A 23213-nucleotide genomic window follows, 5' to 3' on the forward strand; every position below is an offset into this window, starting at 1 on the left:
CCACCGACCGGCCTCAGCCATCAGCCCTCCAGCCCCTTCAACACATTGGCGACGTTGAGCCCGATTTCCGGCACGCCGTAGCCGCCCTCCATCAGCGTCAGCACCGGCAAGCCGCTCGCCGCAATCATCTCGCCCATGCGGATGTAATCCTGGCTCTTCAGCTTGAAGAAGCTGATCGGATCCTTCTCGAAGGTGTCGACGCCGAGCGAGACCACGATGGCTTCCGCGCCATAGGCCTTGATCTTCTTCAGGCTGTCTTCGAGTGCTGCCGACCAGATCTCGAAGGGCGTGCCTGAGGGCATCGGATAGTTGGCGTTCAGGCCTTCGCCCTCGCCCTCGCCGGTCTCGTCGGCATAGCCGAGGAAGAAGGGGAAGGCGTCTTCCGGTTCGCCATGCAGCGAGGCGAAGAAGATGTCGCCGCGACGATAGGTGATGTCCTGGGTGCCATTGCCATGGTGAAAGTCGACGTCGAGGATCGCGACTTTCTTCGCGCCGTGGTCGATGAGCCGCTGGGCGGCGACGGCGGCGTTGTTGATGAAGCAATAGCCGCCGAAGAGATCACGGCCGGCATGGTGGCCCGGCGGGCGGCAGAGCGAAAAGGCGAAGCGGTTGCCCTCGGTCAGCCAGTCGGCGCCCGACAGCGCGACGTCCATGGACGAGATCGCCGCCTCATAGGTGCCCTTGGAGATCGAGGTCTCGGCGGAATTGCTGTAGTAGCCGACGGCGCCATCGATATTCTTCGGTACACGCCCGGTCTGGCTGCGGCGGCAGGGAAAAGACGTAGCGATCGCCTCGCCTTCGAAGCCATGCGCCTGCCAGCGGTCCCAGCAGGTGCGCAGAAATTCGAGATAGCCGGCATCATGCACCTTGAGCGCCGTTTCGAGCCCGTGTTCGGTCGGTGCGCGCACGTCGGTGAAGCCCGCCTCCTTGACGCCCGCCAGCACCCATTCGGCGCGGAAAGGCCCTTCAAAGGGCTTTACCAGCAGGCCGCCATGCAGCTCGGTCTTGGCGTCTCGGAGCTTGTGCTTTTCGGAATAGAATACGCGCATGTTGTGGTGTTTTCCCTCTGGTCGTTGACGGAAAAACTAGCCTTGTCCCAGCCTCAGCCACAAGTGCAAAAGGGGCGATTTTCCGGGTCAATCGACCAGAAAAATCGCCCCCTGCCCCTCGGCCCCCGCCGATCCGATATCACTCGGTCAGATTGATCTGCTCGGTCTGACCGCCGGTGCAGGTGTAGCAGCAGTTCTCGCAATTCTCGGCGTTCTCGGGACCGGTGCCCCAATAGCTCTGCTTGTCGCCGGAAATCCAGGCGCCGTAGCAGATCGTTTCGCCTTCCTCGCAGGAGAGCGGAATCTGCTTGGTCTCACCATCATCGAGATAAAAGACCTGATTGTCCCCAGGCCAGACATGGTCGCGGTCCTGGCTGTAGAGTTCAACCTCGACAGCGTTCGGATGGTCATTGCGCATGACGAACGTGACGTCTGCTGCGACGACCGGCGCCGCAACGGCCATGGCCAATGCCACAACCACCCATCTCAATGTCGTCTTTGCAACCATTTTGCTCCCCACTGCCTTCAGGTCCCCGAAATCCGGTGGACGATAAGCAGAAGCTCATACGGATGGAAAGAGTGTCCCGCTGACGTTTTTTGGGCTGAATCTCAAGAGCTTGCGCGCAGCGTCTCTCAGGCGAGAGTCTTCCAGAAGATCACCGTGTCGCAATAGCGGCCATCGGGGAAAAGCGCATAGTTCGGAATGACACCAGAGCGCTGCCAACCCAGCTTCTCGTAGAGCGTCTCGGCGAGTTCACCCGCTGCTGTGTCGAGCACCAGCAGCGTACGCCCGACCTCGGCCGCGCCGGCTTCCGCTGCCGCCATCAGGCTCTTCGACAGGCCGAGCCCCCGCGCGTCACGATGCACGAGCAGTTTCATCAGATCGCCGCGGTGCGGCTGGTTGGGTTTCGAGGCAAAGCCCACCTGGACGGTGCCGATCAGGCGGTTGCCGATGAAGGCACCGTAGAGCAGAACCTCGCCGCGCCCGACGGCCTCTGCAACCCCCTGCCAGAAGGCTTCACCGTCGGCGGGCGCAAAGGGCGCCATGAAACCGACGGAGGCGCCACCCTCGACGCAGTCGGCGAGCGTCTCGCAGAGATCGGGCAAGGCGGCGAGCGCATTTGCTTGGGAGAGTTCACGGATTTCGGACTTATTATCGGGCATGGGTCGTGTCCTGTGGTCGGGAAAAGTCAGGGGCCGAGGGAGATCACCACGGCATAGCGGGCGGGTCGGTCGGTCGGGTTCCTGTAGCCGTGCACATCGCCGACATTCATGAACAGGCAATCGCCAGCGTCGAGCCGGTGCAGGGTGTCACCGACGGTCAGTTCGATGACGCCTTCGAAGACCCAGACATGCTGGGTCTGGCTGCGGCCTGTGGGACGGCCGGGAAAGCGCACTTCGGCTCCGGCCGGAAACTCGACCTCGACGATATCGGTCCCGCTTCCAGTCGCCTGGGGGGAGACTGCGCGACGCAGATAACCGCTTTCCGGATCGCGCCAGACCGGCTGGTCGACCCGTCGCGCGAGCGGCGATGGCTCGGCTTCAGCGCTGGCAAAGAAGACAGAGAGCGAAACGCCGAGCGCCGAGCACAGCCGCGCCAGCAGCGCCGCTGTCGGGCTTGCCTCGGATCGTTCGATGCGCGAGATCATCGCCCGGCTGACGCCTGAAAGTTCCGCCAGCTGGTCGAGCGTCAGCCCCCGTTCGACGCGCAGGCGCTTCAGCCTTTCGGCGACATGTTTCTCGAACTGATCTTCTGATTCCATTATCCGAGAATTTCATGCGCAGATATTGGAGTCAAGCTTTCATGCCCGCCCTCTTCCGTTGCGCCTGCCGGTCAGCGTAAAAGAGGCGGTCGGCACCCGCCGACGTGAGCGCAGGACATTCTGATGCAGCAGCACACTCCCGAGATCGGCCCGGCCATCAAGCGCGAGCGCAAGGCGCGCAAGCTGACGCTCGAACAGCTTGGCACGCTGTCCGGCGTCTCAAAGTCGATGCTGAGCCAGATCGAGCGCGGCGAGGCCAATCCGACCTTCGCGGTGCTTTGGAGCCTCACCCAGGCGATGGAGATCGAGCTTTCGGACCTGATCGGCAACGGCACCTCCGTGGCGGGTCGCGAGGAGATCGAGGTGACCTCGGTCATGCACACGCCCGTCATCCGCAGCGCCGATGGCTCCTGCCGGCTGAAGATCCTGAGCTCGCCCCGGCTCGCCGGCCAGACCGAATGGTATGAGCTCGAAATGGATCCGGGCGGCGCGCTCACCAGCCAGCCGCATTCGATCGGTGCCTTCGAGCATTTCACCGCCTTCACAGACGGTTTCGAGATTTCGAGCGGCGGCAGCAAGACGCAGATTCGATCAGGCGAAACCGCCCGTTACCGTGCCGATGTCCCGCATGCGATCCGCAATGGCGGAACGGATATCGGCAAGGGCCTGCTGGTCGTGCTACACAGATAGGCGACAAGGCAATTCCAAAATATCGATTGCCGAAGGGCAAAATTCCGATATGCTGGAATTATTCAGCATCGAGGGATTTCCCATGCAGTCCGGCTTTCTCGACCACATCACCGAAACCCTCCAGGGCATCGAAGCCGACGGGCTTCTGAAGCGCGAGCGCGAAATCGTCAGCCCGCAATCGGGCCGCATCAAGGTGCGCGATGCCAGGGGCACACGCGAGATGATCAATCTCTGCGCCAACAACTATCTCGGCCTTGCCAATCATCCCGGGATCGAACAGGCCGCCAAGGCCGCGATCGACAGCCACGGCTTCGGCATGGCCTCGGTGCGCTTCATCTGCGGTGCGCAGGACATTCACCGCGCGCTCGAGCAGGCGATCGCCCGCTATCTCGACAAGGACGATGCGATCCTGTTTGCCGCCTGCTTTGATGCAAATGGCGGGATTTTCGAGACCCTGCTCGGCCCTGAAGATGCGATCATTTCCGACTCGCTCAACCACGCCTCGATCATCGATGGCGTGCGCCTCTCCAAGGCGAAGCGCTACCGCTATGCCAATTCGGACATGGACGGACTGGAAGACGAGCTGAAGAAGGCGATTGCCGAGGGCACGCGTTTCCGCCTGATCGTCACCGACGGCGTCTTCTCGATGGACGGCTATGTCGCGAAGCTTCCGGAGATCTGCGCGCTCGCCGAGAAATACGGCGCCATGGTGATGATCGACGAATGCCATGCCACCGGCCATCTGGGCGCCAAGGGCAAGGGCACGCCGACACTGACCGGTGTCGGCACCCGCGTCGACATCATAACCGGCACCTTCGGCAAGACGCTTGGCGGCGCCATGGGCGGCTTCATCGCCGGCCCGAAAGCCGCGATCGACCTGCTTCGCCAGCGGGCGCGGCCCTATCTCTTCTCCAACAGCTTGGCGCCTGCCGTCGCCGCCGGCTCGCTGAAGGCGATCGAGATCGCCGAACGTGCTGACGACCTGCGCGAAAAGCTTACCGGCCACACCAAGCACTTCCGCCAGGGCCTGACCGAGGCCGGCTTCGAGCTGCTTCCCGGCGAAACGCCGATCATCCCGGTCATGACCCATGATGCCGTACTCGCCCAAAAGCTCGCTGCCGAGCTCGATGCGCGCGGCGTCTATGTCGCCGGCTTCTTCTTCCCCGTCGTGCCCAAGGGCCAGGCCCGCATCCGCACCCAGATGTCGGCAGCGCTCTCCGAGGCCGATATCGACACCGCCATCGCCGCATTCATCGATGCCGGCAAGACCATCGGGATGATCTGATCATGAAGGCGCTTTCCAAGCAGAAATCCGAGGTCGGCATCTGGATGATCGACGCGCCCGTTCCCGAGATCGGGCCTGACGACGTGCTGGTCAAGATCAACAAAACAGGCATCTGCGGCACCGATGTCCACATCTACAAATGGGACGAGTGGGCGCAGAAGACGATCCCCGTGCCGATGATCACGGGGCACGAATATGCCGGCGAGATCGTCGCCGTCGGCGCCAATGTCCGCAATCTCACAATCGGCCAGCGCGTCTCCGGCGAGGGCCATCTGGTCGGCATGAACAGCCGCGCCTCACGGGCGGGCAAGTATCATCTCGACCCCGAGACAAAGGGCATCGGCGTCAACGTGCAGGGCACCTTTGCCGAATTTGCCAAGATCCCGGCCTTCAACATCATCCCGCTCCCGGACACGATCGACGACGAGATCGGCGCGATCCTCGATCCGCTGGGGAATGCCGTGCACACGGCGCTCGCCTTCGATCTCGTCGGCGAGGACGTCATCATTACCGGCGCCGGCCCGATCGGCATCATGGGGGCCGCGATCGCCCGCCATGTCGGCGCGCGCCACGTTGTCATCACCGACGTCAATCCCGAACGCCTGGCGCTTGCGGCTGAAGTCGCCGATGTGCATCCGGTCAATGTTGCGAATGAAGACCTGCGCGATGTGATGGCGAAGCTGAAGATGAAGGAAGGCTTCGATGTCGGCCTCGAGATGAGCGGCTCGCCGGCTGCCCTCGACCAGATGATCGACCATCTCGTCATGGGCGGTCGCATCGCGCTTCTCGGCGTGCCGGCCCGGCCCTTCCATTTCGACCTCTCCAAGGTCGTCTTCCGCATGGTGACGCTCAAGGGCATCTATGGCCGCGAGATGTTCGACACCTGGCACAAGATGCTCGCCATGCTCGAAAGCGGTCTCGACATCCGCAAGGTCATCACCCACCGGATGAAGGTGGATGACTACGCGCACGCCTTTGAACTGGCATCAGCCGGCAAGGCGAGCAAGATCGTGCTCGACTGGACCTGAGCGAACACCGCCAAGCGACCGGACGGTTCGCCCGCCCGGTCCGGAGACATGCGGATCAGCCGCCGACCTGGGCAATCCAGTCGGGCAGGCTGTAATAGTTGGAAATGCGGGCGACCTTGCCGTCGCGGATCTCGAAAAAGGCGCCGGCGGGCAGGCGGTAGGTCTGGCCATTGGCTTCCGGCAGGCCCTCGTCGGTGGCGAGATAGGTGCCGTTGACGATGAATTCGGCAGCACCCCGCGTGCCGTCCTCGTTCACCATCACCACCATGTCGGTCAGCTCTTCGCGGTAGCAGCGGTTCATGTGGTCCATGAACTTTGCAAAGGCTTCCTTCCCCGTCTGGCGGGCACCCTGATTGATGTCATGCGCGACATCATCAGTCAGGAGCGCGAGGAAACGGTCCATGTCGCCGGCATTGAAGGCATCATAATAAGCGCGGATTGTGGCGGCGGCGGTCATCGATTACTCCTCGTCGTGGAATTGCTTTCTCGGGTCGTTACAGATCGGTATAAACACTCCGCAACGGACTGAAAACACTCTATGGCGCTTACGATCCAATCCTTTTCCGGCAGCGACGCCGCCCCCTTCTTCGACGACCTCGCGCGGCTTCGGATCACGGTCTTCCGCGATTTTCCCTATCTCTATCATGGCGATAGCGACTACGAGCGGCAGTACATGGAGATCTACGCCCGCTCGGAAGGCTCTGTCTTCATCCTCGCCATCGATGATGGCCTGGTCGTCGGCGCTTCGACCGGCACGCCGATGATATCAGAGACAGACGAGGTCCAGGCGCCCTTCCTCGCGGCAGGCCTCGATCCGCAAGAGTTCTTCTATTTCGGCGAAAGCGTTCTCCTGCCCGACTATCGCGGCCAAGGGATCGGGGTCAAATTCTTCGAGGGCCGCGAGGCGCAGGCGAAGAGGCTCGGCCTGCGCTACGCTACCTTCTGCGCCGTCGAGCGCCCCCTCGACCACCCGCGCCGACCGGTCGACTACGTGCCGCTCGACGCCTTCTGGGCCAAGCGCGGCTACACGCATCACCCCGCGCTTCGCACGAGTTTCACCTGGCGCGACCTCGACGAGACCGTCGAGAGCCCAAAGCCGCTTTCCTTCTGGATCCGGGATCTCAAAGCATGACAGCCCTCACCCTTGCCGCCTGCCAGTACAAGATCGATCTGATCGAAAGCTGGGAGGATTACGTCCTCCACCTGACGCGCCTGGTACATCAGGCCGTTGAGCGCGGCGCAAAGCTCGTGCTCCTGCCGGAATATGCCGGCCTCGTGCTCGCCGGCCAGCTCGATGCGGAGATCCGCTCCGACCTCACCGGCTCGATCGCCGGCATCCAGCCGCTGATCCCGGCCTGGGTCGAGCTCTGCGAGGAACTTGCGCGCACCCATTCGATCGTCTTTCAGCCAGGCTCCGCCCCCGTGCTCGACCCGGACGGCCAATACCGCAACCGCGCCTTCCTCTTCGGCCCGGATGGCCTGATCGGTCATCAGGACAAGATCATCATGACCCGCTTCGAGCGCGAGCAATGGGGCATTGCCGCCGGACGCGACGGGCTCACAGCCTTCGACACCCCGCTCGGCAAGCTCGGCATACTCATCTGCTACGACAACGAATTCCCGATGCTGGCCCACACCCTCGCAGAAGAGGGCGTCGACCTGATCCTCGCGCCCTCCTGCACCGACACGCTGGCCGGCGCCTATCGCGTGCGCATCGGCGCCCAGGCGCGCGCACTCGAAAACCAGATTGCCGTCCTCTCCTCGCCCACATCAGGCACCGCCCCCTGGTCTCCCGCGCTCGACGAAAACCGAGGCCGCGCCGCCCTTTACGTGCCCCCTGACTATGGCATGCCGCCCAGTGGTATCTACGCGGAGAGCGAGGCGGATGAGGTCGAGGAAAGCCACTGGCTGATCACGCAAATCGACCTCGACACCGTGCGCCATCTCCGAACCGAAGGCCAGGTCGCCACCCGCCGCGACTGGCCAGAGCAGTTCGGGGTCTAGACCGGCCAAGCCGCCGTTCTGGCGAAATCCCTGAAGGCAGGCTATGCTGTCCCCGTAACAAGTGGAACAGCGCCATGTCCTCCCGCACGACAATGACGATCGAAATCCGCCAGGATGTGAAGGACCAGCTCGATGCCCTGGCATCGGGCGTGGAGCAAAGCAGCCAGCGTCTCGCCGAAGAAGCGGTGACCACCTTCGTCGAACAGGAGCTCGCCCTGCGACAGTCCATCGAGAAAGGCCTCGCCGAGGGCCGCACGGGTGAAGTTGTCCCACACGCCGAGGTCATTGCCGAGATGCGCGCGATGATTGATGCCACGCGGCGCAAACGGGCGGCTCGGGGATGACGCGCCCGGTCGTCTGGGCGACCGACGCCACGCGTGACACGCTCGAGATCCTGCGCCATATCGCGGAGGACGACCCGGATGTCGCCGAGCGCATTGTCGACCTCATCGAGGCGGCGGGCCATCGCCTCGGCGATATCACGACGGGCCGACCGGGACGCGTCGCGGGCACTTTCGAAAAATCCCTCGCTCCCCTGCCCTGGATCCTCAGGGTCATTCATACCGCCCGGAACTGGCCGAAAGGCAGCTGGCCTGGACCGCCCTGAGCGGATCGCGCCTTTCGCGTTGTCGAAACCCTGAGGCGCCTGCGACGCCAAAACCGCCGTGATCGCCTGCAAAACCCGATCTTTCCGCTTTGCGATACAAGGGCTCGCTGCTATATGCGCGAGCCATGAGCACCGATCGCACGCCCCTGAGCCATATCCGCAACTTCTCCATCGTCGCCCATATCGACCATGGCAAATCGACGCTGGCCGACCGCCTGATCCAATCGACCGGCGGCCTCGCCGACCGCGAGATGTCGGAGCAGGTCCTCGACAACATGGACATCGAGAAGGAACGCGGCATCACCATCAAGGCCCAGACGGTGCGTTTGCACTACAAGGCCAACAATGGCGAAACCTATGTGCTGAACCTGATCGACACGCCCGGACATGTCGACTTCGCCTATGAAGTCTCGCGCTCGCTGTCGGCTTGCGAAGGCTCTCTGCTGGTCGTCGACGCATCCCAGGGCGTCGAAGCCCAGACGCTGGCGAACGTCTATCAGGCGATCGACAACAATCACGAGCTGGTGACGGTCCTCAACAAGGTGGATCTCCCGGCCGCCGAGCCCGAGCGCATCAAGGAACAGATCGAAGAAGTCATCGGCATCGATGCTTCCGAGGCCGTGCTGATCTCGGCGAAGACCGGTCTCGGCATCCCCGACGTGCTCGAAGCCATCGTTCACAAGCTGCCGGCGCCGAAGAGCGAAGGCGGCGAGAAGGCCCCCTTGAAGGCCCTGCTTGTCGACAGCTGGTACGACACCTATCTCGGCGTCATGGTTCTCGTGCGCGTGCTCGACGGCGTGCTGACCAAGGGCCAGACCATCCGCATGATGGGCACGGACGCGAAATACGCGGTCGAGCGCGTCGGCGTGCTGACCCCGAAGATGGTCGCCGTCGATAGCCTCGGCCCCGGCGAAATCGGCTTCTTTACCGGTTCGATCAAGGAAGTGGCCGACACCCGCGTCGGCGATACCATCACCGAAGACAAGCGCCCGACCGCCAACATGCTGCCGGGCTTCAAGCCGGCCCAGCCGGTCGTGTTCTGCGGCCTCTTCCCGGTCGATGCCGCAGACTTCGAAGACCTGCGCGCTGCCATGGGCAAGCTGCGCCTGAACGACGCCTCCTTCTCCTTCGAAATGGAATCGTCCGCGGCGCTCGGCTTCGGCTTCCGCTGCGGCTTCCTCGGCCTGCTGCATCTCGAAATCATCCAGGAGCGCCTCGAGCGCGAATTCGATCTCGACCTGATCGCGACGGCCCCTTCGGTCGTCTACAAGCTGTTCATGACCGATGGCTCAGAGCGCGAGCTGCACAATCCGGCCGACATGCCCGACGTGGTCAAGATCTCCGAAATCCACGAGCCCTGGATCAAGGCGACGATCCTGACGCCTGACGATTATCTCGGCGGCATTCTGAAGCTCTGCCAGGACCGGCGCGGCATCCAGACCGAACTCACTTATGTCGGCAAGCGCGCGATGATCACCTATGAGCTGCCGCTCAACGAAGTGGTCTTCGATTTCTACGATCGCTTGAAGTCGATCTCCAAGGGTTACGCCTCCTTCGACTACCATCTCGACGGCCATCGCGAGGGCAACCTCGTCAAGATGTCGATCCTCGTCAACGGCGAGCCGGTCGATGCACTCTCGATGATGGTCCACCGCATGGCAGCCGAAAAGCGCGGCCGCGACATGTGCGAAAAGCTCAAGGACCTGATCCCCAAGCACATGTTCAAAATCCCGATCCAGGCCGCGATCGGCGGCAACGTGATCGCCCGCGAAACCATCTCGGCACTCCGCAAGGACGTGACCGCGAAGTGCTACGGCGGCGACGCTTCGCGTAAGCGCAAGCTGCTCGACAAGCAGAAGGCCGGCAAGAAGCGCATGCGCCAGTTCGGCAAGGTCGAGATCCCGCAGGAAGCGTTTATCGCAGCGCTGAAGATGAGCGACGAATAAAGACGGAATTAACGCCGGCGAAAGCCGGCGTTTTCTTTCTGGCGTCTCAGCTCACACGTCGAATGTCATCAAGGTCAGAGTCCGAGCGCTCAGATTTTCTCGCATCATGCCCCAGCCCCCAGCCACCCATGGCATCGAGCACCGGCACCAGCGAACGGCCGTAACAAGTATAGCCGTATTCGACATAGACCATGTCGCCCTCTTTCAAGGGCTGGCGTGACACGATGCCGTCCCGCTGCAGGGCGGCCAGATTTTCTGACAGAACCTTTTCGGACACGCCGACGTAGCGGCGCAGGTCGCCGAAGGTGGCCGGCCCATCGCGCAGCCGCCAGAGGATCCTCGGCTTCCACTTGCCGCCGATCACCTCGATCGTTGCCATGACCGGACAGTCGCGCATCTTGTCTGTGTCCACCGGATATCCCTTCTGGCCCTGCTCGCGGCGGCAGGCCCTAACCTCCAGGTAAGCCCTTGCATGCTCGCAGTTTTTGGCGAGCATGCATTTTCACAACCGGAGGACGCTGACCATGATCGTTGAATATATCCGCTACGAACTCAAGACCCATCAGCCGAGCGAGCTCGTCGAGGCCTATCGGCTGGCCGCGCCGCAGCTCGAAGCGGCACCACAATGCCATGGCTATGAACTCTCCCACTGCGTCGAGGAGCCTTCGAGCCTGACGCTCCGCATCCTCTGGACCTCGACGGAGGACCATCTGCAGGGCTTTCGCAAAGGACCGCATTTCCCACCCTTCCTGGCGGCCATCAGGCCCTTCATCGGCGAGATCGCCGAGATGCGCCACTACGCAGCGACGGATGTCGAGTGGCATCGTTGAAGAGGCTACTCCCGCCGGTCGTTTCGCGCTATAATCGTGCATTCTCGGAGTTGCGCCATGTCGATCGAAGCCCGAAAGCCACATGACCTGACCGTAAGCGAAGCCCTCGTCACCGAGGCTGAAAGCCTCGGCCTCGATGTTGCGGGTGCGGCAGAACAGGGCATCGCCCGCGCCATCAAGGCCGAGAAGGAGCGGCGCTGGAAACAAGAAAACGCCGAGGCGATACAGGCGTCCAATGACTATGTCGCCAAGCACGGGTTGCCGCTCGCGAAATACCGGATGTTCTGACCATGACCCGCTTCCACGTTCACCGCATCGGGAACGACGGAAGCCTTGCCCTCGACGTGCAATCCAATCTTCTGGATGCTCTGACGACCCGTGTGGTTGTGCCGCTTGCACCGGTCGGTGACTTTGCCACCCTTGTTCCGCGCCTCAATGTGCGCCTTGCCATCGATGGAGAAACCTTTGTGATGCTCACCCAGTTCATCACGACGGTCCCCGTCTCGGCTGTCGGCCCCTCGGTCGCCGATCTCTCGGCCCGCGCCGACGAGATCACCGCTGCCACGGATTTCCTGTTTCAGGGCTTTTGAGCCCTTCTTGCCCGCCCGTCCCCATCGCGCTAGCATTCGAATGCAATGATAAGCCGATAGGCAAAACAGGGGAGACGGGCATGCACAAGTTCAAGATCGTCAAGACCGAAAAGGGCGAGTTCCGCGTCCAGTTCGTCTACAATGCCGAGATCATGGTCTGGTCGGAAAACTACGCCTCCAAGGCCAGCGCGAAAAACTGCGTCGAGTCACTGAAGAAGAACGCCCCCGCAGCGCCCGTCGTCGATCTCACGAAGAAGGAGACCGGCAGCGGTTATCGGTTCGAGATCGACGAGGCCAAGAACGGCGAAACCTTCGTCCGCTTCCGCGCCGCCAATGGCGAAATCATGGTCCGCTCGGAAACGTATAAGTCGAAGTCCAGCGCCAAGAACTGCATCGAGTCGATCCAGAAGCGCGTGGAGGAGGCTGCGGTGGAGGAGGCGGAGTAACGCCTCGGCTCTATCCGTCAAACTGAGGCGCCGGCGGGTTTCCACCTCTCCCCTGTGTGGGAGAGGTTACAAAATCGGAGGCTTAGCCCGATCAGGGCTAAACTTCAGATTTTGTTGGTGAGGGGATCGGTGCTGCGGGCACGACATAACCGACCCCCTCTCTGGCGATTTCTGATGTTTAGGCGGCTTGCGCTCGCCTAACTCATCGAAATCGCTTTCTCCCCCACCAAGGGGGAGATGGGCGTCGCGCGAGCCCCTCATCCTGAGGTGCCCGACAGCGTCGGGCCTCGAAGGACGAGGCACAACGGGATCCGGTGTCTGGATCCTTCGAGGCCCTCGCTTTGCGAGGGCACCTCAGGATGAGGGATATCCGTCAAGCCGCGAACTCGCGTCATCTCCCGAAAAAAGGGGGACGACTTTCGAAAATCCTCCAACAAAATCAACAAAACAAAGTTTTTTCATCCCCCACCATTTTCCCTGTTTTACCCTAATCCCTGTCCCGCCCTCGGATACACGTGACGATGCGATGTCAGGCGAGGCGGGGCCGGCGCCGGGGTGGCGTGCTCTCGCAGGCACAAATCCCCGGCCCGCTGCAACGGTCTCCCTCCGGACGAAGGGCTTGACGAGGGTGATGGGGCCGGATGCGCCCCAAAGCCTGGATACCCTGATCGGAAGGACGTGCCTCAGAGGCACACAGACAAGGCGCCAGCGCTGTCGCGAACACCCAGACAGCGAGGCGAAACAAACGGCGGGGATGATGGCCGAGGTCGCCAATGACCAGGGCCCCATCCCCCGGGCGAGGGTCCCGGTCGGGTAGGTACCATCCGGCGGAAACCTCCCGGGCCACCGGCCAGGCTGAAGCGTCATCTCGTATGATGCCGCAGCCGGACCCGCGCCCGGTCATCCCTGGAACGCAAGTTCCAAGGACCGTCGCCGCCTTGCCAGAGAGACGCATGCAGCGGGAAAAGACGCCGAACGAGGCGCCGGAAGGAGCCACATAAAACTACTTGGACAGGTTGCTTCTGGCGCCTCGTCCGAGACAAATTTCAGCCCATCCGGAGGGAGCGATCCCGACCGGCGGCGAAGCTTGGGGTTTTTGACATCGACAGATCACCCCTCATCCTGAGGTGCCCGACACAGTCGGGCCTCGAAGGGCGAGGCCACCCCGCCACCCCTCATGCTGAGGTGGGAGCGAAGCGACATCAGAAGCACGAGGCCACCAGAGCGGGATGCTTCGAGGCCCGCGCTTTACGCGGGCACCTCAGCATGAGGGAGCCGAAGCGCCTATGGGGTCCTATCTCCCCCTTTGCGGGGGAGAACGGAAAATCGAAGGCTTGAGGTCCGCGCAAGCCGCCTAAACTTCAGATTTTCCAAGAGAGGGGCAAAGTTTCGTGGGCACTCACCTCACCGAGCCCCCCTCTTGCGAAATCTTAAGGTTTGGCCCTGATCGGGCCAATTCCTCGATTTCGCTTTCTCCCCCGCAAGGGGGGAGATAGGCGCGTCGCATAAGAGAGCCTCACATTCCCTCGCCCGGCATCCATGCTCTCGGCGCCACACCGCGCTCGACCACATAAAACCCGTCCGCCGCCACCTTCTGCCACGCACCCGCCTCGCCGTCCGGCCAAAGCACGCGCATCTCGGTTTCTGCCCGTTCCCCCAGACCAAGGTGATGCCAACCAGTCTTGCCGCCCGCATGGCCGCCGCCGATGGTCACCTCGCGGCGCTGGATCACGTCGCCGGTCTTCACCTCGATCCAGGCACCGACCGCATCGCGGTTGGCTCCCTTCTGGCGAAGCGCGATCTGCAGGAAGCGGCCGGCGCCCTCAGTCGTGTTGCGCCAGATCTCGACGGCTGAGCCCTGGTTGACCACGAGCAGATCGACCAATCCGTCGAGATTGAAGTCGGCAAGCGCCCCGCCCCGGCCCTTGGCCATCGAGGCGACGCCGGCCTTGTCGCCCATTTCGATGAACCGGCCGTCCTCGCCCTGGACGAGCAGATTATTGGGGTCCTGTTCGGCGAAATCGGGCATCTCGGCGACATTGCCCTTGGCGACGAAAAGGTCGGTGCGGCCGTCATTGTTGACGTCCTCGAACTCCGTGTGCCAGGCGGTCGAGGGGCGGATCTCGCCGCCGGTATAGGGCCGGTGAGCGGTGGCACCCTTCGCAAACGCAACGTCGTTGTAGGACGGCTTTGGCTTACCATCGGCGGGGATTTCGCCAAGCTTCTGCAGCTTGTTGTCGGCCATGCTGGTCAGGAAATATTCCGGATAACCGTCGAAATCGAGGTCGTGAGAGGCGATGCCCATGCCCCAGATGCGCAGGTATTTCCAGCCTTCGGCCTGGGTGTAGAGCTCCGGCGCCTTGCCCGGCTCCAGTTTCCACATCTGCTCCTGGCCGCCCTTGTAATATTCGCGGTCGTTGGAGACGCGCAGCGAGGGCGTGCCGGAGCGGTTCCAGTCGGTGAAGAGGATCGACAGCGGGCAAAAGGAGGGGTTGAGCGCGATCCGCGGGGCGAAGCGGCGCTCTGTCGTCGATGCCGGGCGATGCAGCCAGTTGTCGGTGCAGGAGCCCCAGGGCTCGAAGTCCTCGAAGCGGTCGATGTAATTGCCGATGGCGAGCGTCGGCCAGGTATTGCCACGCTCCCAGGTGGCGGAGAAGGCGGTCGACCAGGCGTCGCCGCCGTCAAATCCCCAGGCCTCGTTGGCGCGCTCGAAGCGGCATCCGCCAAGGCCGCGCATCACGACATTCTCGCCGGAGCGCAGCAGCACGACGTCCTGCAAGCCGTCGCCATCGATATCGAGCGGATAGGCGCCGATCACCTTGTCGAGTTCGAGGCCCGAAGGTTTTTCCTCAAATTTCAGCGCCCCGCCCTGGCTGCTGCGGTTGAGATAGAATTTCGCCTTGTCCTCGCCGCCCGCCAGGACAAGGTCGGGGAAACCATCCGCATTGCAGTCGAAGCTGCCGGCACCGCCGCCGACCATGTATTCCCAGTCGCCGCGATAGGTGCTGGCGATGCCGCTGGAGGCGGTTTCATCGGTGAAGCGGGGAACGAGGGGGCCGCCATTGGCGAGCGCTGGCGCGGCCTGAGGCAGCGACAGCAGCAGGGCAAGGCCCGCGAGCCGAGCTGGAAGACGAACGTTGTTGCGCCCGGTCATCCGCGTGTCCTCAGGGCGACCGTCTTTTCGCCGATGCAGCGGCCCTGGTCGAGGCCGCGATCGATGGCGGCGCGGAAATGGATGCCGCCATAGAGGCGGGAGACGCCGGCTTCCTCGGCCGCATCCCAGAAGCTCTTGAAGCTCCGGTTCGGCAGCTTGTCCTTTTCATGCGTGTTGTCGGTGAAGGCGAAATTGTCGCCGAAGAAGGCTGTAAGAACGGTGGCGGCGGCACCCGACTGGGTGGAATGGCCGCTCGGATATTCCGGGAAGGGCGGCGTGATCAGGATCGGCTCCCATTTGGGATCAATCACCCGCTTGATGTAAGTGACGGGGCGAAGCAGGTCGTATTCGAATTTCGAATGCCAGCAGCCGATGAAGGCGTCGGCGAGCGTGACACCAAGGCGGGCGAGCAGGTCTGCATGTTCGGCGGCACTCGCCTCGCGTTCGTCGAGGATCTTCAGGCCGATCACCATCCAATGGCCGGGCGGGGTCGGCGAGAGCATCGGATCATCCGACCAGAAGCGGGCGATGGCGCGCTGTTCCGGCGTCAGGGTCTTGACGGTCTCGTAGACTTCGAGCGCTTCCTGATAGAAATCCGAGCCCTTTTCCTCGCTATAGGCGGGCGGTGCCGGAAGGGGGCAACCATTGCCCGTTTCCATCGCGAAGGGCCGGTTCTCGCCCCATTTCGGCAGGAGCGGCTTCTGCTGCTGGTTGATCAGGCTCGTGGGTACCCAGTTCGATGGTCCCTTGTTCAGCGTGAACTCCAGCGGGAAGCCCATGTTCTCGACCTTGGCGCCGCCATCGCCCTCAGACCAGCTCAGGATATGGGCGGTGACGCTCTCACCATAGGCCTGGCTGCGGGCGACGAGATCAGGGGCGAGACCGGCCGAGACCTCCTTGGCAAGCTTTTCCGTCATGCGCTTCATGGCGCGCTGGCCGGTCGGGCCGGTATTGCCGAAAAGCTGGCGAGCGGCGGAAGAGAGTGCGGCCTGCATAACGACGGCTTCGTCATAGGCGAGACCCGCTTCACGCTGCGGCATGGGCGTGAGGCCATTCAGCTGGCCGGAGAGCGAGGTCAGCGTCCGGTCGCCGGAGGCGAGACCCTCGTAGGCGGTGACGCCGAGATAGGCGAAGGCGCGGCTTGCAACCGGTGGCGAATAGGTCGGCGTGTGCCGCACCAATTCGAGCACGAGGCGGTACCAGTCGCGCATGACCCTATCGGCTCCGACAGAGCCTGCCTGAGCCGGCTGCACGGCCAGCGCCACAATGATGAAGCAGAGCGCCAGGAGGCGCGTCCCCACTGCCTTCATGTCCCCCTCCCACAGGTTTCAGAAGCGATCTCAATCGATTGAATGTCGATTAAGCACGGGGGCGGACGGCTCGCAAGAGGGCGGCGGGTGACGGGCGATCAAATCCAGCCGATGGCGCGGCCGGCGAGGCTAATGGCGAAGACGACGAGGAAGCTTGCGGCGACGCGACCGAAGAGCAGCGGATTGGTGGTGGCGACACGGCGCAGGATGGCGGCCCCGGCGCTCAACCAGCAGGTGGCGACGACCATCACCAAGAGCGCGAAGAGCGCCAGGTAGGGAAGCGGTACGACAAGCGTTTCAGGTGCGGCGAAGGAGGCGGGGGGAATAAGCGCGAGGCCGATGATCAGGGCCTTGGGGTTCAGCACCGTGGTGCCGTAGACGGTCGCCGCGGTGATTGCACCGGGCTCGGTGGCCGAGGGCGGGCGGGTCCAGAGCCGGGCTGCAAGCAGCAGGACCCAGAGTGTCGAGGCGAGCTTGATGACCAGGGAGGCGACGGGTTGTTCGGCAAGCAGCGGGGCAGCGAGGAAGACCAGAGGGACGATGGCGGTGAGATAGCCTGCGAGCTCGGCGCCGATCAGCGGCAGAGAAGCCTTGAGGCCGCGCGCTGCGCCCGAGACGGCGAGCAAGGTGTTTGTCGGCCCCGGCGTCAGGAGAAGGAGGAGAACGGCAAGGGCAAAGGCGGACAGGGACATCGAGGCACTCCGTAACTTTCGTGCCGGAGATAACAGGTTGTCCAAAACAGCTGCTTGATTTCGGTCAAGCCCGTCTCTTGAGGCTGAGAGCTACGGCCCGTCGCTCAGGACGGCCGGATCTGGCGGACCCAGGCGCGGGCGATGGTTAGGCCAGCTTCGTCGGAGAGGTGCCCGTCCGTCGGTTCGAATTCGGAATGCCGGGCAAGCCAGCCAGGTTCCTTGCGCTCGATCACCTCAGGGAAATGCGTCATCCAGTTGCGGACGACCTCGCGATTGGCCTCGAAATGGAACTGGAAGCCATAGGCGGCGCGGCCCAGGCGGAAGGCCTGGTGGCGGGCAGCGTCGTTTTCCGCCAGATGGGCAGCCCCTTCCGGCAAGGTGAAGGTGTCGTCGTGCCACTGGAAGGAGAGGAAGCGGTCGGGCAGGACCGAGAGCACCGGATCGGCCTTGCCGGCCTCGGTGCGGCCGATGCTGCGCCAACCGAATTCGGGGGCGGCACCGATCAGATTATCGCCGCCATAGGCGCGGGCGAGGATCTGGCTGCCGAGGCAGATGCCCAACACCGCCTTGCCGCTGTCGCCGAAACGGCGCATCAGGGCCGCGAGCTCGGGCAGGTAAGGGTGCTTCTCGTCATCGCGGGCGTTCTGTTCGCCGCCAAAGACGACCAGCGCGTCCTGGGTGTGGAAATCCGGCAGCGGTTCGCCGGCATGGGCGCGGATGGTGACGACCTCTGCGCCGGCTTCAGCCAAGGCGATGCCGACCTGACCGGCTTCGGTGACGCGGGTATTCTCGACAATAGCGACACGCATGGGGAATCGGTCTCGTGGGCGGGTTCAAGACAGAAGCATGCGATGGCGACCACGGCAAGATGGGAGGGTGCCGTGAAAGCCCCCTCCCCACCCCTCAGAAGGTCTTCTTCAGACGGGCGTCGACCGACTGGCCATTTGCGCCGCGAAAGACGAAGAACAGCGTCATTGCCGTCCAGAGCAGCGACTTCTCGGCGCCGGAGAAACCCTGACCGAGCTGGATCCAATGGAAATAGACGGTGACGAGCAGCACGATGGTGGCGGCGAAGGCAGCCGGACGGGTGAAGAGGCCGATCGCCAGTAGAATGCCGCCGAAGAACTCGGTGACGGCGAGCAGAGGCGACCAGACGACGCCCGGATAGAAGCCGAGCCCCTCGACCATCTGAACGGCGCCGAAGGGATCGACGATCTTGCCGGCACCATGAATGACGAGGAAACCACCGGTGACAACGCGCAGCAGCGTTTCGACGAGATCATGGCCGGAGCGATAGACCGGGGCGAGGCCGGGAACAAAAAGACGATTCGGATCAATGGACATGGATGAACTCCTTGAGGACTATGCCCCCGCCTCTTGGCGAAACGCAGTCAAAGTGGCAATCGTCAGACGACACAAAAGATGACAAGTTTAGTTAACTTATTCGTGAGCCAGGAGCATTCGATGGCCAAGCCCAGGATTTCAATCACCTACTGCACGCAATGCAACTGGCTCTTGCGCTCCGGCTGGATGGCACAGGAACTGCTGCACACGTTTGCCGATGATCTTGGAGAGGTGGCGCTGATACCCGGCACCGGCGGGATCTTCGAGATCCGGCTGAATGAGGAGCTGATCTGGGAGCGCAAGCGCGATGGCGGTTTTCCCGGGCCGAAGGAGCTGAAGCAGAAGGTGCGGGATGCCATCGATCCCGAGCGCGACCTCGGCCATGTCGACCGCGCGAGCCGCAATGACGGGCTCGATAACTGATATGACAATGGCGGCCCTGGGGCCGCCATCACGAAGGCGAGCCAGAGTTTCAATAGAAGGGCGACTGGCAGACCTTGTAGTAGCCGCTCGACGAGAGGAACTGGTTGGTGCGCGGATTGTAGGACCGATAGCGGTTCAGGCACCAGTCGACATGGCGCTCCCAACCGCGACCGGGCGGGCGATAGCCAGGATCGGCATAAACCGGCGGGCGAGGCCGCGGACGGTAACCGGGCTCCACATAGACGGGCGGACGCGGGCGGGGACGATAGACCGGCGGCTCGTCATAAACGGATGGCGGATAATATTCCGGTGGCAGAGGACGCGGGCGGCGCGGCGGCGGACGGTTCCAGGTCTCGTAGCAGCCTGAGAAGTCGCAGACGAGATCAACCTGTTCAGCATCCGTGTGCTGGCTCAGGACCGGCTGTGCCGGTTTCGGCATGGCGGCTTCCGCCACAGGGGTGAAAATCTGGGTGCCGGCCAGTGCCAGAGCCACAAAAGCGGAGCGTAACTTCATCTCGTCATCCTGTTCTGGTCCCGGCAAAGTGCAAGAGGCGCTTCGCCGACTGCGAGATAGAGCGGATTGATCACGGCTTTTTCACGACAGCGTCATCGGCATCACCAGAAGCTTCAAACGGCCACAAGCCCTGTCCACCGGGGAGTTGAGCGTGAGTGCATGAGGCTCTTTCGAAGCGCTTTCGGTCCGCTGACACGAAAACTTCAAAATGGCGGTTGACAGGCCGAAGCAGTCCCTTTACACGGCTCCTCGTCGCCCAGATGGCGGAATTGGTAGACGCGCCAGCTTCAGGTGCTGGTACTCGAAAGGGTGTGGAGGTTCGAGTCCTCTTCTGGGCACCAAATTCCGATTTGAGATCAGCAGTTTATGCGATCGTCAAACAGTTGAAAAAAGCCCGGCTTGCCGGGCTTTTTTCTTGTCTGCCGATAGGCTTTTGACGCCTTTGCAAAGTCATTTTCGACCGTATTCCGCAGCCCTTCCCGAACGCCCGCGCATAGCCGAAAAAGGACAAACCATGGACGAGACCGTCGCCATCGAAAGCCGCAGCGAATTCGCCCTCTGGGCCATCGAGCGGGCCAAGGAAATCGTGGCGCAGGAAGGCACGGCGCTGGCGCTTGCCGCACGCGACATGGACGAGGAAGGATTGCGCGAGGCGGGCCACAAGCTTGGCGGCGCAATCAGCGAAGCCTTGCTTGAAGTCTTCGACGGCCTGCTTGGTCAGGACGACCAGGGCTGACACCAAAAGAGGGGGCCCCCGAGCAACGCCCCCTATCGCGGTGATCCCTGGCTGCCTGACGTCAACGCAGGATGCGGGGATTGGCGAGGCCGCTTGTCGAGGTCGATCCGCCAGCCTGCAGGGGTTCGATCGTCCAGTTCGACGAGTTCATGATGATGGTGTTGACCACCAGTGTGATGTTGTTCGTCTGATTCGTCTTCGAATTGTAGGTCACGTCACGATTCGGCAAATGAATGATGCCCTTGAGGATCTCGCCCTTGCTGCCGTTGAAGATGTATTGCTGCGGATAGCGGTTGTTGCTCGCGTCGCTCGTCTTCTCGAACATCAGGATGTCCTTGTAGGTGCCCGAGGTCGGCGCCGTCGCCGTGAATGTCAGGCCACCATTGGCGCGGATCTCGCTGTTGACGTCGGGGAAGTAGAAGGTCACGCCCTCGGCCTTAACGGTTGCGCCCGAGTTGATGATCATGCGGCCGGAAATAATGTGCAGGCCCGGCTTGAAGGTGATGGTCGGCGAGCCGTTGAAGGTCGTTCCGCAGTGCTTGCCCGGCTGCAACGTGATGCTCTGGCCGTCCATCGTACCCGAAGTGGTGCAGTTCGCCGGGACCTGCGGCTCCGGCATCTTGCCGGCATAGGGATCGGCTTCGGCGGCACATTTGGTCTGGAGATTGGTAAGCGTACCGCCGTTCTTGATGTAGTTGGCTCCCTTGACGCAGAACTTCGCCGTATCGATCGTCGCACCGGCATTCATGATGAAAGCGGGGTTGCTGGTCGAATGGACATGCACCTCGCACTTCGTCGACTTGACGTTGGCGCCTGAGTTGATGAGCACCGCCTGGCTTTTGTTGCCGAGCGCATAGATGCAGCCATTGCCGCCGGCTGGCTCTGCGGCGCTCGCCGCCACGGTGGTCGTGACGCCAACGTCGAAGTTGGAGAGACCGATGATGCCGAGAAAACGGTTGTCGACCGTCAGTTGATAGCCACCGGTGAGCGAGCCATCGGCGTTCACGGTCAGCTTGAAACCGGCTCTTTCGCTGAGTTCGTCCTCATCGACGCTAAGACCCAGGAAATTGCGGGCTTCCTGCTCCTGGGCGGTCTTGCCGCTCTTGCGCGCGGCGGCGAGCATGGCTGCATCAAGCTGCCCCTGCATGTCGACCCGGGCATTGTAGGCCGATGCGACATCCAGGGCGCCACCGGCCGAAACCAGCAGGATCGGCGCCAGAGCCGCCGAGATGATCCCAAAATTGCCGGAGCGATCCAGCCAGACGGAACGCAGTCTTTTCAACAGCATGCAAAATCTCCAATGCGAAAACCTGCAGGCCCGGGCCGCAATGGCGGCCATACAGGCGCAGTCATATCGCGACGAAGATTGCCCAAAAACGCTACACTCTCGTGTGTTCCATTTCTAAAATTTTACATATTTGCGCAGAATCCCAAGGCGAATTGTCCTCTTGCCTAGAATATCTCCGCAGCACCTCGCCAACTTCAGTCGATGACGCGCGGATTGACGCCCGGATACCACATGCGACCGCTGCGGGGCGGTTCTGTGCCTTGATAGACGATGCCGTTCTTTTCGCAGCGATAGACTGTGTAAGGGAGACTGTCGCGCAAGTCGCGGCGACCGAAGCGGTGGTTGGGCACGACGGTCCGGGTTTCGCAGGTGTAGCCCTCACCGAACTGATTGGCCGGATCCTGCGGCTTCACGCCAGGAAGGTCCTTGAAGCTCTCCTGACCTGCACTGCCCCAGGCAATGCCTTCAGCGGCCGAGACGGGTGACACCAACGCCGCGAGCAGGATGGCGAGCACTGCCGGACCCGCCTTGCGGCTGATCTTGCGGGGCGTTTGAAATTCTCGGCGAACCGGCAGCATGGCAACAATCTCATCGGGTATGGAGCCGTCGATATAAGCGCTCGGCGCGCCCGCACCAAGGGCTGCGCCTTCACGTTTCGGCGACAGGGCGGCGATACCCGGTCGGCGTGCCATAGAGCCAGCCGATGCGCTCGATCGCGGCGTCCAGCGTTTCGCGCGCAACGCTCATGGTGTGGCCATTGGCGTGGATCATGGAGGTTTCGTCCTCCATGATCGCGACATGGCCCTTCCAGAAGACGAGATCGCCGCGCCGCAGTTCGTTGCGTTCGATCGGCACCCCGAGACCAGAGGCCTGCATGTCGCTGTCACGCGGGGCCCTCAGCCCGGCCATGCGCATGGCGAGCTGGACGAGGCCCGAGCAATCAATGCCGAAACCGGACTTCCCGCCCCAGAGATAGGGCGTCTCGAGGAAGAAGGCCGCGACGGAGACATAGTCGATGGCAGGCGGATCAGAGACCGGGCGGAGATGACGGGCGACCAGGGCGCCACCATCGGCAAGCAGAAAATAGCGTGTGCCGCGGGTTTCGGCCTCGCCGATGATGGTGAGCCGGCTGCCCATGGAGAGAGCCAGGCGAGTGGGGAAACGCAGGTCCGGACCGGAATAGACGAAGGTGCGGGGTACGGCCACAACATGGGTTGCCGTCGTGACGCCCCCGAGGGTCGCTTCCGGCAGGTAGCCGACATAGCCGTCATCGACAGCCTGAACCCATGCCCAGCCATTCTCACGCTCAAACACGCGGACTTCCTCGCCCATGAGCAGTTCCGTATCGATACCGATGGACGGATCGGCTTTCGGGCGTAGCGCGACGACGGGCTGGACGACCATTGCAGGTTCAGGCGTGACGAAACGCGCGGCTTCGACCTGCCCTTTCAGGGCGACGTCGGCGAGATCCGGGCGAAAGGCGTGCAGGCGCCGGTCGAGCATGAGGAATTCTC

29 protein-coding genes and 1 tRNA gene are annotated in these 23213 nt (G+C 62.7%); 15 read left to right on the plus strand and 15 right to left on the minus strand.

Annotation, left to right across the window (positions count from 1 at the left end; translation table 11 throughout):
* Nucleotides 1-20 precede the first annotated feature (20 nt).
* The 4 genes from J2045_RS06015 to J2045_RS06030 all read right to left on the minus strand — a co-directional run bounded on the left by J2045_RS06015 (nucleotide 21) and on the right by J2045_RS06030 (nucleotide 2815).
* The gene (locus tag J2045_RS06015) at nucleotides 21-1049 is read right to left on the minus strand and encodes a histone deacetylase family protein (protein WP_307370489.1); all 1029 of its coding nucleotides are present in this window, start codon (nucleotides 1047-1049) and stop codon (nucleotides 21-23) included.
* A 139-nt stretch (nucleotides 1050-1188) separates the two neighbouring features.
* Nucleotides 1189-1557 carry a hypothetical protein gene (locus tag J2045_RS06020; RefSeq protein ID WP_307370491.1) on the minus strand — a complete coding sequence of 123 codons (369 nt, stop codon included), beginning with the start codon at nucleotides 1555-1557 and terminating at the stop codon, nucleotides 1189-1191.
* A gap of 125 nt (nucleotides 1558-1682) precedes the next feature.
* A complete protein-coding gene (locus J2045_RS06025) occupies nucleotides 1683-2213 on the minus strand; it encodes a GNAT family N-acetyltransferase (protein WP_307370494.1) in 531 nt (176 codons plus the stop codon).
* Nucleotides 2214-2239: 26 nt separating this feature from the next.
* On the minus strand, nucleotides 2240-2815 hold the full coding sequence (locus J2045_RS06030) for a helix-turn-helix domain-containing protein (protein ID WP_307371136.1): 576 nt from the start codon (nucleotides 2813-2815) through the stop codon (nucleotides 2240-2242).
* A gap of 120 nt (nucleotides 2816-2935) precedes the next feature.
* Between J2045_RS06030 and J2045_RS06035 the strand changes: the two genes are divergently transcribed.
* The 3 genes from J2045_RS06035 to tdh all read left to right on the plus strand — a co-directional run bounded on the left by J2045_RS06035 (nucleotide 2936) and on the right by tdh (nucleotide 5815).
* Nucleotides 2936-3502: an XRE family transcriptional regulator gene (locus J2045_RS06035; RefSeq protein WP_307370496.1), complete on the plus strand. Its 567-nt coding sequence runs from the start codon at nucleotides 2936-2938 to the stop codon at nucleotides 3500-3502.
* Between the two features lie 82 nt (nucleotides 3503-3584).
* Nucleotides 3585-4787, plus strand: a complete 1203-nt coding sequence (locus J2045_RS06040; RefSeq protein WP_307370498.1) for a glycine C-acetyltransferase — start codon at nucleotides 3585-3587, stop codon at nucleotides 4785-4787.
* Nucleotides 4788-4789: 2 nt separating this feature from the next.
* Complete coding sequence (gene tdh, locus J2045_RS06045; RefSeq protein WP_307370500.1) at nucleotides 4790-5815, plus strand: L-threonine 3-dehydrogenase; 1026 nt, start codon at nucleotides 4790-4792, stop codon at nucleotides 5813-5815.
* A gap of 55 nt (nucleotides 5816-5870) precedes the next feature.
* Here tdh and J2045_RS06050 read toward each other — a convergent pair whose 3' ends face one another.
* Nucleotides 5871-6272, minus strand: a complete 402-nt coding sequence (locus J2045_RS06050) for a ketosteroid isomerase-related protein (RefSeq protein ID WP_307370502.1) — start codon at nucleotides 6270-6272, stop codon at nucleotides 5871-5873.
* 81 nt (nucleotides 6273-6353) lie between these two features.
* Here J2045_RS06050 and J2045_RS06055 point away from each other — a divergent pair, with 81 nt between their 5' ends.
* The 5 genes from J2045_RS06055 (at nucleotide 6354) to lepA (ending at nucleotide 10372) form a co-directional block, all read left to right on the plus strand.
* A complete protein-coding gene (locus J2045_RS06055) occupies nucleotides 6354-6947 on the plus strand; it encodes a GNAT family N-acetyltransferase (RefSeq protein WP_307370504.1) in 594 nt (197 codons plus the stop codon).
* Complete coding sequence (locus tag J2045_RS06060; RefSeq protein ID WP_307370507.1) at nucleotides 6944-7819, plus strand: carbon-nitrogen hydrolase family protein; 876 nt, start codon at nucleotides 6944-6946, stop codon at nucleotides 7817-7819. Before J2045_RS06055 ends, J2045_RS06060 begins: the two co-directional genes overlap by 4 nt.
* A gap of 74 nt (nucleotides 7820-7893) precedes the next feature.
* Nucleotides 7894-8163 carry a CopG family ribbon-helix-helix protein gene (locus tag J2045_RS06065; protein WP_307370508.1) on the plus strand — a complete coding sequence of 90 codons (270 nt, stop codon included), beginning with the start codon at nucleotides 7894-7896 and terminating at the stop codon, nucleotides 8161-8163.
* Nucleotides 8160-8426, plus strand: coding sequence for a type II toxin-antitoxin system RelE/ParE family toxin (locus J2045_RS06070; protein ID WP_307370510.1), 267 nt, complete (start codon nucleotides 8160-8162; stop codon nucleotides 8424-8426). Before J2045_RS06065 ends, J2045_RS06070 begins: the two co-directional genes overlap by 4 nt.
* Before the next feature lie 125 nt (nucleotides 8427-8551).
* Nucleotides 8552-10372 carry a translation elongation factor 4 gene (gene lepA, locus J2045_RS06075; protein WP_307370512.1) on the plus strand — a complete coding sequence of 607 codons (1821 nt, stop codon included), beginning with the start codon at nucleotides 8552-8554 and terminating at the stop codon, nucleotides 10370-10372.
* Between the two features lie 46 nt (nucleotides 10373-10418).
* On the opposite strand, the gene J2045_RS06080 is transcribed toward lepA, so the two are convergent.
* Complete coding sequence (locus tag J2045_RS06080) at nucleotides 10419-10784, minus strand: winged helix-turn-helix transcriptional regulator (RefSeq protein WP_307370514.1); 366 nt, start codon at nucleotides 10782-10784, stop codon at nucleotides 10419-10421.
* 112 nt (nucleotides 10785-10896) lie between these two features.
* Here J2045_RS06080 and J2045_RS06085 point away from each other — a divergent pair, with 112 nt between their 5' ends.
* The 4 genes from J2045_RS06085 (at nucleotide 10897) to J2045_RS23145 (ending at nucleotide 12238) form a co-directional block, all read left to right on the plus strand.
* Entirely contained in the window at nucleotides 10897-11202 is a 306-nt protein-coding gene (locus tag J2045_RS06085) for a putative quinol monooxygenase (RefSeq protein ID WP_307370516.1), read from the plus strand.
* A gap of 57 nt (nucleotides 11203-11259) precedes the next feature.
* Nucleotides 11260-11490, plus strand: a complete 231-nt coding sequence (locus J2045_RS06090; RefSeq protein WP_307370518.1) for a type II toxin-antitoxin system CcdA family antitoxin — start codon at nucleotides 11260-11262, stop codon at nucleotides 11488-11490.
* A 2-nt stretch (nucleotides 11491-11492) separates the two neighbouring features.
* Nucleotides 11493-11792, plus strand: coding sequence for a CcdB family protein (locus J2045_RS06095; RefSeq protein WP_307370520.1), 300 nt, complete (start codon nucleotides 11493-11495; stop codon nucleotides 11790-11792).
* 80 nt (nucleotides 11793-11872) lie between these two features.
* The gene (locus J2045_RS23145) at nucleotides 11873-12238 is read left to right on the plus strand and encodes a YegP family protein (protein ID WP_370873002.1); all 366 of its coding nucleotides are present in this window, start codon (nucleotides 11873-11875) and stop codon (nucleotides 12236-12238) included.
* 1516 nt (nucleotides 12239-13754) lie between these two features.
* Here J2045_RS23145 and J2045_RS06110 read toward each other — a convergent pair.
* The 5 genes from J2045_RS06110 to J2045_RS06130 form a co-directional block, all read right to left on the minus strand.
* A complete protein-coding gene (locus tag J2045_RS06110; protein ID WP_307370524.1) occupies nucleotides 13755-15392 on the minus strand; it encodes a CRTAC1 family protein in 1638 nt (545 codons plus the stop codon).
* A complete protein-coding gene (locus J2045_RS06115; protein ID WP_307370526.1) occupies nucleotides 15389-16702 on the minus strand; it encodes a vanadium-dependent haloperoxidase in 1314 nt (437 codons plus the stop codon). Before J2045_RS06115 ends, J2045_RS06110 begins: the two co-directional genes overlap by 4 nt.
* Nucleotides 16703-16800: 98 nt before the next feature.
* Complete coding sequence (locus J2045_RS06120) at nucleotides 16801-17394, minus strand: LysE family translocator (RefSeq protein ID WP_307370529.1); 594 nt, start codon at nucleotides 17392-17394, stop codon at nucleotides 16801-16803.
* A 104-nt stretch (nucleotides 17395-17498) separates the two neighbouring features.
* The gene (locus tag J2045_RS06125) at nucleotides 17499-18203 is read right to left on the minus strand and encodes a type 1 glutamine amidotransferase (protein ID WP_307370531.1); all 705 of its coding nucleotides are present in this window, start codon (nucleotides 18201-18203) and stop codon (nucleotides 17499-17501) included.
* 94 nt (nucleotides 18204-18297) lie between these two features.
* Nucleotides 18298-18738 carry a DoxX family protein gene (locus J2045_RS06130; RefSeq protein WP_307370533.1) on the minus strand — a complete coding sequence of 147 codons (441 nt, stop codon included), beginning with the start codon at nucleotides 18736-18738 and terminating at the stop codon, nucleotides 18298-18300.
* A gap of 120 nt (nucleotides 18739-18858) precedes the next feature.
* Here J2045_RS06130 and J2045_RS06135 point away from each other — a divergent pair, with 120 nt between their 5' ends.
* Nucleotides 18859-19161 carry an Rdx family protein gene (locus tag J2045_RS06135; RefSeq protein ID WP_307370536.1) on the plus strand — a complete coding sequence of 101 codons (303 nt, stop codon included), beginning with the start codon at nucleotides 18859-18861 and terminating at the stop codon, nucleotides 19159-19161.
* Nucleotides 19162-19210: 49 nt separating this feature from the next.
* Here the strand turns inward: J2045_RS06135 and J2045_RS06140 are convergent, their stop codons facing one another.
* Nucleotides 19211-19675 carry a BA14K family protein gene (locus J2045_RS06140; protein WP_307370537.1) on the minus strand — a complete coding sequence of 155 codons (465 nt, stop codon included), beginning with the start codon at nucleotides 19673-19675 and terminating at the stop codon, nucleotides 19211-19213.
* A 254-nt stretch (nucleotides 19676-19929) separates the two neighbouring features.
* Between J2045_RS06140 and J2045_RS06145 the strand changes: the two genes are divergently transcribed.
* Both J2045_RS06145 and J2045_RS06150 read left to right on the plus strand, forming a co-directional pair.
* A tRNA-Leu gene (locus tag J2045_RS06145) sits at nucleotides 19930-20016 on the plus strand.
* Between the two features lie 173 nt (nucleotides 20017-20189).
* Nucleotides 20190-20411, plus strand: coding sequence for a hypothetical protein (locus J2045_RS06150; protein WP_166600054.1), 222 nt, complete (start codon nucleotides 20190-20192; stop codon nucleotides 20409-20411).
* 61 nt (nucleotides 20412-20472) lie between these two features.
* On the opposite strand, the gene J2045_RS06155 is transcribed toward J2045_RS06150, so the two are convergent.
* The 3 genes from J2045_RS06155 to J2045_RS06165 all read right to left on the minus strand — a co-directional run bounded on the left by J2045_RS06155 (nucleotide 20473) and on the right by J2045_RS06165 (nucleotide 23202).
* Nucleotides 20473-21699 carry a TadE/TadG family type IV pilus assembly protein gene (locus tag J2045_RS06155; protein WP_307370540.1) on the minus strand — a complete coding sequence of 409 codons (1227 nt, stop codon included), beginning with the start codon at nucleotides 21697-21699 and terminating at the stop codon, nucleotides 20473-20475.
* Nucleotides 21700-21893: 194 nt separating this feature from the next.
* Nucleotides 21894-22391: a hypothetical protein gene (locus J2045_RS06160; protein WP_307370542.1), complete on the minus strand. Its 498-nt coding sequence runs from the start codon at nucleotides 22389-22391 to the stop codon at nucleotides 21894-21896.
* The gene (locus tag J2045_RS06165; RefSeq protein ID WP_307370544.1) at nucleotides 22348-23202 is read right to left on the minus strand and encodes a C40 family peptidase; all 855 of its coding nucleotides are present in this window, start codon (nucleotides 23200-23202) and stop codon (nucleotides 22348-22350) included. Before J2045_RS06165 ends, J2045_RS06160 begins: the two co-directional genes overlap by 44 nt.
* Nucleotides 23203-23213: the final 11 nt, after the last annotated feature.

Origin of the sequence: Peteryoungia aggregata LMG 23059 (assembly GCF_030814435.1) — a bacterium.
In the GTDB taxonomy this organism is placed as follows: Bacteria; Pseudomonadota; Alphaproteobacteria; order Rhizobiales; family Rhizobiaceae; genus Allorhizobium; species Allorhizobium aggregatum.